This is a genomic window from Ferruginibacter sp. (assembly GCF_049840995.1).
Lineage (GTDB): Bacteria > Bacteroidota > Bacteroidia > Chitinophagales > Chitinophagaceae > Ferruginibacter.
The window spans coordinates 95,774-107,660 of the sequence record NZ_JASGIP010000003.1; the positions used below are offsets into that span (position 1 = coordinate 95,774).

10 protein-coding genes are annotated in these 11,887 nt (G+C 43.0%); 3 read left to right on the forward strand and 7 right to left on the reverse strand.

Annotation, left to right across the window (positions count from 1 at the left end; genetic code table 11):
- Positions 1-60: 60 nt before the first annotated feature.
- The 3 genes from QM738_RS01975 to QM738_RS01985 form a co-directional block, all read right to left on the reverse strand.
- A complete protein-coding gene (locus QM738_RS01975) occupies positions 61-849 on the reverse strand; it encodes an alpha/beta hydrolase (RefSeq protein ID WP_462275001.1) in 789 nt (262 codons plus the stop codon).
- A gap of 99 nt (positions 850-948) precedes the next feature.
- Complete coding sequence (locus tag QM738_RS01980) at positions 949-1,257, reverse strand: rhodanese-like domain-containing protein (RefSeq protein WP_462275002.1); 309 nt, start codon at positions 1,255-1,257, stop codon at positions 949-951.
- Between the two features lie 27 nt (positions 1,258-1,284).
- A complete protein-coding gene (locus tag QM738_RS01985; RefSeq protein WP_462275003.1) occupies positions 1,285-3,303 on the reverse strand; it encodes a KUP/HAK/KT family potassium transporter in 2,019 nt (672 codons plus the stop codon).
- A 392-nt stretch (positions 3,304-3,695) separates the two neighbouring features.
- On the opposite strand from QM738_RS01985, the gene QM738_RS01990 reads away from it, so the two are divergent.
- From QM738_RS01990 to QM738_RS02000, 3 genes are read left to right on the forward strand one after another with little or no spacing between them, the layout of a single operon-like run.
- A complete protein-coding gene (locus QM738_RS01990; RefSeq protein ID WP_462275004.1) occupies positions 3,696-4,466 on the forward strand; it encodes a DNA alkylation repair protein in 771 nt (256 codons plus the stop codon).
- Between the two features lie 4 nt (positions 4,467-4,470).
- Entirely contained in the window at positions 4,471-4,887 is a 417-nt protein-coding gene (locus QM738_RS01995) for a VOC family protein (RefSeq protein ID WP_462275005.1), read from the forward strand.
- 33 nt (positions 4,888-4,920) lie between these two features.
- Positions 4,921-5,415, forward strand: coding sequence for an SRPBCC family protein (locus QM738_RS02000; protein WP_462275006.1), 495 nt, complete (start codon positions 4,921-4,923; stop codon positions 5,413-5,415).
- A 49-nt stretch (positions 5,416-5,464) separates the two neighbouring features.
- Here QM738_RS02000 and QM738_RS02005 read toward each other — a convergent pair whose 3' ends face one another.
- From QM738_RS02005 to QM738_RS02020, 4 genes are all read right to left on the reverse strand, one after another.
- Positions 5,465-6,628 carry a GAF domain-containing sensor histidine kinase gene (locus tag QM738_RS02005; protein WP_462275007.1) on the reverse strand — a complete coding sequence of 388 codons (1,164 nt, stop codon included), beginning with the start codon at positions 6,626-6,628 and terminating at the stop codon, positions 5,465-5,467.
- Positions 6,629-6,976: 348 nt separating this feature from the next.
- Positions 6,977-8,881, reverse strand: coding sequence for a cell division protein FtsZ (gene ftsZ / locus QM738_RS02010; protein ID WP_462275008.1), 1,905 nt, complete (start codon positions 8,879-8,881; stop codon positions 6,977-6,979).
- A 264-nt stretch (positions 8,882-9,145) separates the two neighbouring features.
- The gene (gene ftsA, locus QM738_RS02015) at positions 9,146-10,516 is read right to left on the reverse strand and encodes a cell division protein FtsA (RefSeq protein WP_462275009.1); all 1,371 of its coding nucleotides are present in this window, start codon (positions 10,514-10,516) and stop codon (positions 9,146-9,148) included.
- 124 nt (positions 10,517-10,640) lie between these two features.
- Entirely contained in the window at positions 10,641-11,879 is a 1,239-nt protein-coding gene (locus tag QM738_RS02020) for a cell division protein FtsQ/DivIB (RefSeq protein ID WP_462275010.1), read from the reverse strand.
- Positions 11,880-11,887 lie beyond the last annotated feature (8 nt).

An 11,887-nucleotide genomic window follows, 5' to 3' on the forward strand; every position in this document is an offset into this window, starting at 1 on the left:
GTAGCATGCGGTATTGTATCTTTATACTTATCCCTTGCAGCTTGCAGCTACTCCCCTTTCTTACACCTGCAAAATATCCCTGATAAAATTATGGTACTCCGGAAATGACGGAAGGTTATTATGCCTGCCGCCTTCAATGCGGATGAGTGTTATTTTCCGCGGACTCAACGCCTGCAGTTTTTCACTGTTGCTAATGGGAATCAAACGGTCTTTGGTACCATGTAAAATATAGGTATGACAATTTACTTTGGGTATCCATTTATCGGTACGTAAATGATAACGAAGTATATATTTTACTGGCAGTATCGGCAAAAATCTTTCTATGGTTTTCCGGAAACTGAAATAAGGTGCATCCAGTATCAGATAGCGGGGCGAATTATCCGCCGCCAGTTTTGCAGCAAAGCCACTGCCCAGGCTGCGGCCATAAACGATCAAATGATTTTGCGGGTACGTTACTGCTAATGTATCGTACACAAACTGCATATCTTTCAGCATGTCTTTTTCATTCCGTTTACCGGTACTTTTTCCAAAGCCGCGGTAATCCACCAATACCACATCATACTGGTAGCGGTAAAAATCCCGGGCATATTTGGCCCAGCCTTTTATGCTTCTTGAATTGCCGTGAAAATACAGGATCAGGCCTAAAGGTTTGGTGCAATAAAAATGCAGCCCGTTTATTCTTACGCCTTCTTCCACATCAAAGAACAATTCTTTAAAAGGCGCATCGTATTTATAAATAAAATCCTGCCGTAATTTTTCCGGTTTAAAAATGAATTTCTCCTGCACAAAATATACGATCACAGAAAGTAAGGCAATACCGGCAATGATATAGAGAACAATGTGCAGCAAGTTCAGTTGATGATTGAGATTTGATGGTTATGCAGCGTTAAATTAGTTATTTCAGGCTTAACGGCAAATTTCCATCCATAAAACATCCATAGTGCCGCTTCAGGAGTTAAGAGCAAACTCTTTTTTCCAGGCTTCGGTGCCGCCAATAAGATTGATGAGGTTGGTGAGTTGAAATTTTTCCTGCAGGCGCTGTATGGCCACCTGGCTGCGGATGCCCTTGCGGCAATATATTATGACAGGTTTATCTGCTGCTATTTTTTCGGCCTGCTGCATGATCTCTCCCAGTGGTATCAATTCGCCGCCAATATTAAATTCTTCGTGCTCCTCCGGCTCCCGCACATCTATCAGCTGAAAGTCTTCTTTATCCAGTATTTTTTGCTGCAAGGCTGCTGCTGTTATGGATTGCATGACCGGTTATACATTTTGAATGCACAATTAATTTTCCTCCTCTTCTTCCTCTTCTTCGCCAATATAGATGCGCTTTAATTTAAGCTTGCTTACCGGCGCCACTATCAGCGGGAATTTTTCTACCTGCACTTTACTTTGTTCCAGGCCAAAACCTTTTTCTTCACTCAGCGATACTTCTTTTACCCAGAAATATAAACGCATGATGAGTTTTTCAAAGAATGGTAATTCATTATCCTGCGACAGGAACTTTTCCATTACCACGAATTGAAAATCGCCGGTAACATTATTGCGTTGCTGGCTTTCGTAACGGCTGGTAACATTCACTTCGCGGTTGGCCACTAAGTCTTCCACCACTTTCTTAAACATCAGGTTTATCCTCGGCGCTATCCGGAATCCTAACCTGAACTCTACGCGGATAATATCATTCGGTATAATATGTTCCACCGAATATTCTGAAGTATATGGATCATCCAATGTATCCACATGCACAAACCAGTAAATATCGGCCCGCTTGGGCTTACCACTCAAAATACTGTAGATGATCTTGTGCTCAATTTCTTTAGGATTATTCGCACTTGTTAAGTACACCAGGTGCGTAGCATATTTCGGTACCGTTACATCATTGCTCAGTTCTTCCAGCTTGGGAATATATTCTTCCAGCCTTACAAATTCCACGTAGCGGTTCTTGATCTTGCGGGCACGGTACCATACATACATCACGGCAAATAAACCACCACCCACAATTAAAGTAACATAACCACCATGCGGGAATTTATCGAGGTTTGCGATCAGGAAACTTATTTCGATAGAAAGGAATACCGCCAGGAAAAGATAAATAAGCGCTGAGTTGACACGGCGTGATACGAGGTAATTGGAAAACAAAATAGTAGTAGCCAGCATACAGAGCGTTATGGCCAAACCATAAGCCGCACCCATTGCACTGGATGTTTGGAAATACAAAACAATGCCCACACATCCTGCAAATAATAGTGTATTGATACCCGGTATGAACAATTGTCCCTTTGCTTCGGAAGGATAATTGATCTTCATTTTGGGCCACAGGTTCAGGCGGATGGCTTCACTGATCAATGTGAATGATCCGCTGATCAATGCCTGGCTGGCAATGATGGCCGCAAAAGTGGCAATGATGATACCGGGATACAGGAACCATTCGGGCATTACTTCGTAAAAAGGATTGCGCATGGGAATAGCGCCGGGTATCTTATCGATCAGTTCGTCAGTAGCAAATGTTTTACCGGTATTGTGCAGCAGCAGGGCGCCCTGGCCAAGATAATTCAGTATCAGGCAGATCTTTACAAATACCCAGGTGTAGCGGATATTGGCCCTGCCAGTATGCCCCAGGTCGCTGTACAATGCTTCGGCACCCGTGGTACATAAAAATACCGCACCCAGCAACCAGAAACCTTTGGGATAAGTGATCAATAATTTAATGGCATAATACGGATTGAAGGCTTTAAGAATATGCCATTCGTCGGAGATATGCGCCAGGCCCAGCACTGCCAGCATTAAGAACCAGATGAGCATAATTGGCCCGAACATTTTACCAATGCTGGCCGAACCAAACTGCTGCATAAAGAACAGCAGGGTTAAAATTGCGAGTACTATAATAATAATGGTATTGGCGCTGATATCGTGCAGTACAGGAATATTCCGCAAACCTTCAACAGCAGCTGCTACCGAGATAGGTGGTGTGATCATACCATCGGCCAGTAAAGCGGCGCCACCGATCATGGCCGGTATCACCAGCCATTTTTTTTGCCGGCGCACCAGCGTGTACAAGCTGAATATACCACCTTCACCCCTGTTATCTGCTTTTAAAGTAAGCACCACATATTTAACAGTGGTTTGCAGGGTAAGGGTCCAGATGATACAACTCAAACCGCCAATGATCAGCAGCGGTTCTATCATCTTGCCGTTTATAATTTCACTGAATACATAAAGAGGGGAAGTACCGATATCTCCGTAAATAATTCCTAGGGCTACAATTAAACCTGCTGCGGTTACCTTGTTAACATGTTTGGACACTACAAAAAATTTTAACGTTCATAAGAATAGCAAGCAATTGTTGGGTTTACCGGTTGGGGCTGCATTCTTTAAAAACGTACCGCAAGCAATTTGATTGCCTTTTGGGCAGCCCGTTTTAAAAAACAGGTACAAATGTAGACTGAAAATTAATAACAGGGATGGATTATTTTTATGGTACTGCAAGCCTAAAAAGCAGCCCTGTTGCCAGTGCAGAAAAGGAAAATTATTTTTATCGGGGTTTAAACAACGTTCTGCGCAGGCTCGCCTTTTGGCCGGTTTATAATAATAAACAAAAAAACAGGTAAAAAAGTTTGCGCAACCAAAAAGTTGCATATATATTTGCAACCAGTTAGTTGCATAATTAAGGAGTTTTTAACTGTAAACACGGAACAATGGCCACTAAAAAGAAGGTTGCAACGCCTGTTAAAAAAGCAAAAGCGAATGCTCCGCTACTAACAGCAAAGCATTTTATTGAAGCATTAAAAACTTTTCAATCGGATGTGGAGCTGGAAAAGATACAGCGCTATTTTAAATCGGGCGAGGGACAGTATGGTGCCGGTGATATTTTTATTGGTGTAAAGATGGGCCAGGTATTTACGTTGGCAAAAGCATTCAGCGGTATGCCTGTTTCGGAAATAGAAAAACTATTGGAAAGTGAGATCCACGAAGCCAGGGCAGGCGCCATCAGCATTATGGATAAAGAAAGCCGTGATAAAAAAATTACCCCGGAAAGGCTACAATCATTTTACGAATTGTATATGCGCCGGCACGACAGGGTGAATAACTGGGACCTGGTAGACCTGGGTTGTCTTTATATGACGGGCAGTTATTTGTTTGATAAGCCAAGAAAAATATTATATCAACTGGCAAAGTCAAAAAATTTATGGGAGCGGCGCACGGCTATTTTAAGCACCTGTTATTTTTTAAGAAAAGGCGATACAGTAGATACATTTAAAATTGCTGTCCTGCTTTTAAAAGACAAGGAAGACCTTATTCATAAAGCCACGGGCTGGATGCTGCGCTTTGCAGGTGATAAGGAACCCAAGAAATTACTGGAATTTTTAGATGCACATGCGGCTTCTATGCCACGCACTTTATTACGCAATGCTATGGAGAAATTACCTGCTGCTAAAAAAACATTTTATATGAACTTAAAAAAGTAAAGCCATGACAAAACAATTCTGGATCAATTTGCCGGTAAAGGATATTAAAAGATCGAAAGAGTTCTTTACCCAACTCGGTTTTAAATTCAATACACAGCATGGCAACACCGCCAATTCGGTAAGCCTGCTCATCGGCGAAAAAGATGTGGTGCTGATGCTGTTCGACGAACCCACTTTTCAGCACTTCATTGGAGGTCAGTCACCCATTGCGCATAATACAACGGAAGTATTATTATCGATTGATGCTGAAAGCAAGGAAGAAGTGGATGCACTGGTAGCAAAAGCTGTTGCAGCCGGTGGCAGCAGCACGCATGTTCCTTATGAAATGAAAGGCTGGATGTATGGCTCCGTTTTTAGCGATATCGACGGGCATAAATGGAATGTACTGTATATGGATATGAGCAGGATGCCGAAGGGTTAATGAATAAATATCATCAACAAACAAACTTATACCATGGAAAAAAACAAAACAACCGTTATTGCCGAACCGTGCAAACAGGAACTTTTTATCATTCGTGAATTTGATGCGCCACGGGAACTTGTTTTCCAGGCCAATACCGACCCGGAATTATTTGTACAATGGATGGGCCCCAAGCAACTTACAATGGACCTTCATTTTTTTAATGCAGTGGATGGCGGCGGCTATCATTATACCAGTAAAGACCTGGCTGGTAACGAATACGCTTTTCGTGGTGTGTATCATGAGGTGGTGGCACCTGAAAGAATGATCGGCACTTTTGAATTTTTAGGTTTACCCGAAAAAGGTCATGTGGAATTTGATACGTCCAGGTTTGAAGCATTGCCTGGCGACAGAACGAGGCTAACGATACACGCCATCTATCAATCGGTGCAGGACAGAGATATGATGATAAAAAGTGGCATGGAAGGCGGCATAACGGAAGGGTTTATACGCCTGGATGCATTACTGGCCGGTATGGCGGTACAATAATATTTTAAAATGAGGGCCAACAAAATTTTGTTGCCCTTCATTTTTATACTTACACTGCAATAGCCGTAACCGGCAGCATTATTTTAAGGATATTCTTTCCTGCAGGAGAAACAGAAAGATCCACTACACCCGCATGTGGTTTTATACGATCGTACAGCAGGCTGTCGAAGATATCTTTACGGCCGTTCTCAAAATCATTTACAGGCCCGTTATCTTCTATCAATACTTCAAAGCGGCCTTCTGTATGCAGGGTGATGTTTACTTTGGTCACTGCTTTTTTATCAAACAATACTTTCAGCCAGTTCTCGATGATGCGTATAATAGTAAGCGCTTTATCTGGTGCACCCATGGTTGGGTTGCCCACCATTTTAAATTTCACTTTAAAAGGAAAAGTATCTGCTGTCTTTTCTACAAATTCCCTCACCAGTTCTTCTGCAGGCAACCAGTTAAGCGTGGCAGGCACAATTGAGTAAGATAAATTGCGCATATTGCCCAACACTTCATTCAACTGCTGTTGTGCCGTTTGTAAAAATGGTTCTGATTGTTTGTTACTTTCCTGTGCCATTTTCAGGTACATGATGCTGGAAGCCACTGATTGTGCAAAATCTTCGTGCAGGCTGGTTGCAATTGCTTTCCTGTCTTCTTCCTGCTTTTCTATCACACGGCTGATCACGCTGCTTTTCATAGCGATCATCTCTTCGGCCCTTTTACGGATCACCATATTCTTTTTGCGCAGCTCAAGTAATTTAGTCACCTGGTTACTCAATATGGTCAACGCTCTTTCCTGCTCGGGCGAAAGTTCTCTCGGAGTGGTATCAATAACACAGAGTGTACCCAGTTTATGTCCCGTTGGAGACACAATCGGTGCCCCTGCATAGAAACGTATTTTAAGTCCGTCGGCAACCAGCGGGTTATCAAAAAAACGAACGTCTTTCGTAGCGTCTTCCACTTTCATTACATCATCCTGCAAAATGGCGTGTGCGCAAAAAGCCACATCACGGGAAGTTTCGGTATCCTCTAAACCTTTGCGGGATTTGAACCACTGCCGGTCTTTATCCAGTAATGAAATAAGTGAAATGGGCGATTTGCATATCTGCCCGGCCAATTCAACCAGTTCGTCAAATTCGTTTTCAGCCTGGGTGTCCATCAGTTCATAGGAGGCAAGATCCTGCAGGCGCAGGTCTTCATCAATTGGTAATTCAGCGATGATCATAGTTAGTGGATTTTGAGGTTGCTTTTCCAGTAACGTTGCTGCAACAAAAAAAGTATTTGCTTTCACTTGTTTTACAGGACGTTAACCAGTAATACACAAAAATAGTTGTGTAAAAAATACACACGGTAGTAGCTTATACAAAATCCGTGTAGATGCAACACTACAAAAAACATTCCAAACCAATGAGATAGTGATATTTCCTACAAACCATAATAGTGCCTGCTGCAGGGCGTTTGGGGCTACCCTGCCGTAAAAAACATAACCCCGCTGACAAGAGCGGGGCTAAACATACATATCCAATACAAAACTTCGTGTAAGCATCAGCGGTACCCCGCTGATGCAAGCATATTAATCGGGTTTCTTTCCGTCTAAAAATGTGTTGATAGTGCTGATCTCAGCCTGGTTGTTATCATCGCTTTTTACAGTGTAGTTGCTGTAAAAATTCTCTACGTCGGCAATGGAATTGTGGAGTTCCATATTGCGGCGAAGGTAAGCTGGCACCGTTTCAAACTCGTTGTTCGGATCGGCTGCATTGATGTTGAATGACAAATTACGCAGCTTCGCAATGCGTTCCATAGCCCGGCGCCTGAGTTCCTCTGTTTCGTCCTGCGGTGCAGGCTCCTCAACACTGGACATCATGATGGGCTGAGTTTGTTGTACAAGTTGCTCTTCCTCCGCCGCTTGATGGGATTTAACCACCAGTTGCATTTCAATTTCAGGTTCGTCGGCCTTGATTGTTACCTGCAATGGCGGTAGCTCCTCGGTAGAATTGGATTCTGTTTCCGGCTGTTCCTGCGCATAGATCTGCGAAGGCTTCGCCAGTTTCACCCCCGACGAAGGGGTTGTTGCGCTAGCTTCTTTATTCGTTGCTGAAATATTAGTTTGAACGCTGGTTTTTTTAACGGGTTTTTCGGTGGGTGCCGGAGTTTCGGGTATATCAAATGCTATTACAGGCGTTTGATCTGCGGCCGAAGATATTTCAAAAAACACGGGCGCTTCATCAATTTTTTCCCCAGTAGTTTTACTTGGTACTTCTACTTTTTTAACTTCCGTTTTTGCTTCCACCAGCTTCGGCATCATTGCATCTTCCACTATCTGCACCGGCGCTTCACTTATCTCTGCAATGGCTTCATCCTCATCTTTTTCTTCAAACTGCAGCGTAGGTTGTGCAGCTATCTTAACCACTTTCGCTGTTGGTTGTTCTTTCACCGGCATGTCCAGCGTCATAATGATCTTATCATCTTTCTTTTCTTCCACCACTTCTGCTGCTTTCTTTTCAAACGGATCTTTATGTTCAAAACCGGTTGCTATCAATGTAATGCCGATCTGGTTGCCTAAGGTATTATCATACCCCAAACCAAGTATCACATCAGTATCTTCTCCTGCATTGCTCAGCAAGTGGTTCTGGATAATTTCCACTTCATCCATCGTAAATTCATTTTCGCCTTCGGCAGAATTGATGTTGATCAATATCCATTTTGCGCCACGGATATCATTATCATTCAGTAATGGAGAGTTCAGTGCATTTTCAATGGCATGCTGTGCCCTGTTCTCACCTTCGGCCGTAGCGCTGCCCAATATAGCCACACCACCATTGCTCATTACGGTGCACACATCCGCAAAGTCCACATTGATCTGGCCCGTGCTGTTGATCACATCGGTGATACATTTAGCAGCAGTAGCGAGCACGTTATCCGCTTTTGCAAAAGCTTCTTTCATTTTTAAATTACCAAACTGGTGGCGCAGTTTATCATTGCTGATCACCAGTAAGGTATCCACATGATTCTTCAGGTACATGATACCTTCTTCTGCCTGTGCGATCCTCTTCTTTCCTTCGTATGCAAACGGCGTGGTCACAATACCAACGGTAAGTATACCCAGGTCCTTACAGATTTTTGCAAGTATAGGTGCACCACCGGTACCGGTACCACCACCCATACCGGCAGTGATAAAGGCCATCTTGGTATTCACTTCCAGTATGCGTTTTATCTCTTCTAAACTTTCTTCTGTTGCCTGGCGGCCGATGGCAGGATTAGCGCCTGCACCAAGCCCTTGTGTAAGGTGCGGCCCCAACTGAATTTTGTTAGGCACTTTACTCAACGCAATTGCCTGCGCATCTGTATTACAGATAATGAAGTTTACACCTTCAATGTTTTGAGCAAACATGTGGTTTACTGCATTGCTTCCCCCACCCCCAACTCCGATCACTTTAATGATAGAAGATTGCTCTTTTGGCAGATCAAAATGTATCATAGCTTATTTGTTTTAAGCGTTTACCGAATTTGTTAAGGAAATTTCGATAAACACTGTTAGAATTTTTCAGCGCCCGCTTTTCAGTTAGTAAGAAAGAAAAGTGCACTGAATTTTATAATGGATTAGTTACCCCTAAATCCCCTAAAGGGGACTTTAAGAGTAGTAAGTTTGAAATCTTTTCTAAGAACTTCTTTTTTATTTGATCTGACGCCCTCGTCTGATCATGCCAGCTATAACAAGGTCAGACGGCGGCGTCAGACCTTGTTATAGCTTCGCGTCTTCTTCTTCTTTGAACAGGTCTATCAGGCCATTTTTAAAGCCATCCATAAATCCTTTTAATGTTTTGCGCTGCTTTACTTTCATGGGCTTAGGCTCTTCTGCTATATCCAGTACTTCGTCTACGGGTTCCTGTTGTAAGCTTTCCGGTACGGTAACTTTTTTGAAAGTTTCCTCGAACTGCTTGTTCTTGTTCTCGTAATCGTTGTAGCCTTTCAATATCAAACCAATACAGGTGCTGTACATTGGTTTGGCCAGCTCGTCGATATGACCGGAAGCCAGGTGCTCGTTCGGATAACCGATACGTGCATTCAAACCGGTCACATATTCTGTTAACTGGATCAGGTGTTTCAATTGGGAACCACCACCAGTAAGAATGATACCACCATTCAGCATTCTTGTATCCAGCCCTACCTGTTTTAAATGATAGGTAACAAAATCCATGATCTCGCTCATACGTGCCTGTATGATAGCAGCAAGATTTTTTACAGAAATTTCTTTCGGCGCCATGCCACGCAGGCCGGGGATAGTGATAAAGGCATTCGCTTTAGCTTCATCGCTCAAAGCACTGCCGAACTGCACTTTCATTTGTTCGGCCTGTGTTTTTAAAACACCCAAACCGGTTTTGATATCGTTGGTAATATTTTCACCACCAAAAGGAATAACCGCCGTATGTTTTAAAATGCCTTCATAAAAAACAGCCAGGTCAGTGGTACCACCACCAATATCCACTATGGCAACACCTGCTTCCAGGTCCTGGTCGCACATTACCGCTGCTGCAGAAGCCAGTGGTTGCAACACCAGGTCCTTGGTTTGCAAGCCTGCTTTTTCAACACTGCGGTTGATGTTGCGGATGGCATTTTTATCGCCGGTGATGATATGAAAATTTGCTCCCACTTTTACACCACTGTAGCCAATGGGGTTGGGGATGTTCTGAAAATTATCCACGGTAAATTCCTGTGGTATCACATCAATGATCTGGTCGCCTGCAGGGATATAAGTGCGGTACTGATCAGCGATCAGCCGGTCAATTTCTTCCTGGCGTATCTCTTCCTCTATCGACTGGCGAACGATATCACCTCTTGTTTGTAAACTTTTTATATGATGACCTGCAATACCCACATAAACTTCCCCGATCTCCAGGTTAGGGTTGGAGTCGTAGCAATTCTTTAAGGCCATTTCAATGGCTTTGATGGTTTGATCGATGTTGAGCACCATGCCGTGCTGCACACCGTTACTATTTGCACGGCCAAAACCAAGTATCTCCAGTTTGCCGTATTCATTTTTGCGTCCGGCAATAGCGGCAATCTTTGTGGTACCGATATCCAGGCCTACAATGATGGGTTGTTCGTGATTCATAAATGTATGTTTTGTATTTGTATGTTTTTTTTAAGTATAGAGTACATAGTACCTAGTTCATCAACTCTCTTCGCTTTGTACTTATCACTTTCAACTTTGTACTTTCAACTTTGTACTCTTCGTTTTAATAATCATTTCTATTCGGCATCACAACTTTTGGTTTTGGCGCCGCTGGTTTTGGTTTTACAATTGGATTGGTGTTCGGTTTTTTAGGCGGAACAGTTGCGTTGGTCTTTACAGGATTGGGTTTAGCTGCGGGCTTGGCCACAGGTGGGTTTTTAGGAGGAACTGGATGTGTGCTCACTGGTTTTGCAGGGGGTAACGGATTAGAATTTACGGGAGTAACAACTGCTGGTTGACCGGTTGTTGGCTGCAGAGGTAGGTCGGTACCGGGAGCCGATATATCATCGTCTCTCTGTATCGACTGCTGAATCATACTGCTGTCGGCAGTGTTATTGTTGTTATCCTGTAAAATAGTTTGTAAAGAATCTTCTGCCTGGCGTGCTGCATTGGCGGCTATCACCTGCATGATCTGTAAGGTTCTTACAGAATCAGCCGTTTTATCTTCTGCACCTTTTATCCTTGCCACCACCTGGTTTTTATATTGCACGTTGATGATACTGTATTTATTCCAGCCCGCTTTTACCATTACTTCTTTATAAAATAATTCCAGCTTTTTAAATTTATCTTCCGCATCATCTGCATTACCAAAAACGATCACCTGGTTGCCGATCTTCGGGATCATTTCAAAATCCCTTTCCGGCGTAATATCCACCTGGTCTATCATCGCAATGCGAAAAGAATCCTGCTGAATGGCAATGCTGATATCCCTTACATCGCCCAGCAAACTGCTGTCATCTTTCGAAAGCACGATCTTATCTGATGGAAAACCAGTGAACACCGGTAACCTCGCCGAAAGTTTTTCACTCAATGGCAGCATAGCCAGTGCCGTATCAATATAAAAAGAAGTACCACCGGTAGTGAATACCCTGGCCACAGGCTCTCTTTCCTGCAGGCTTACTTTTAAAATATCATTGTTATCAAAGAACAGTTCTGCATTCCTTACCCATTTACTCTTTTCCAGTTCTGTTTCTATCTTTCTTAAATTAAAATCACCGATCGCTTTGCCCAGCGGGTTACCATTCATTACTCTTTCAATGGTGTTTAAGATTTCATCTTCGTCAACAAATTTTGGACCATTGGTGTTTTCTATACCGGTTATTTTAATTTTAACTTCTTTGCACTTTATCGCATCTTTCTTTTTAATGGCAGCTACCAGCAACACAGTGGTTCCTGCACCCACTACTAACCATAGTGCGGCAAGCAAGATCTTTTTAATACTGTATCGTTTTGCTTCTCCCATTAATTAAC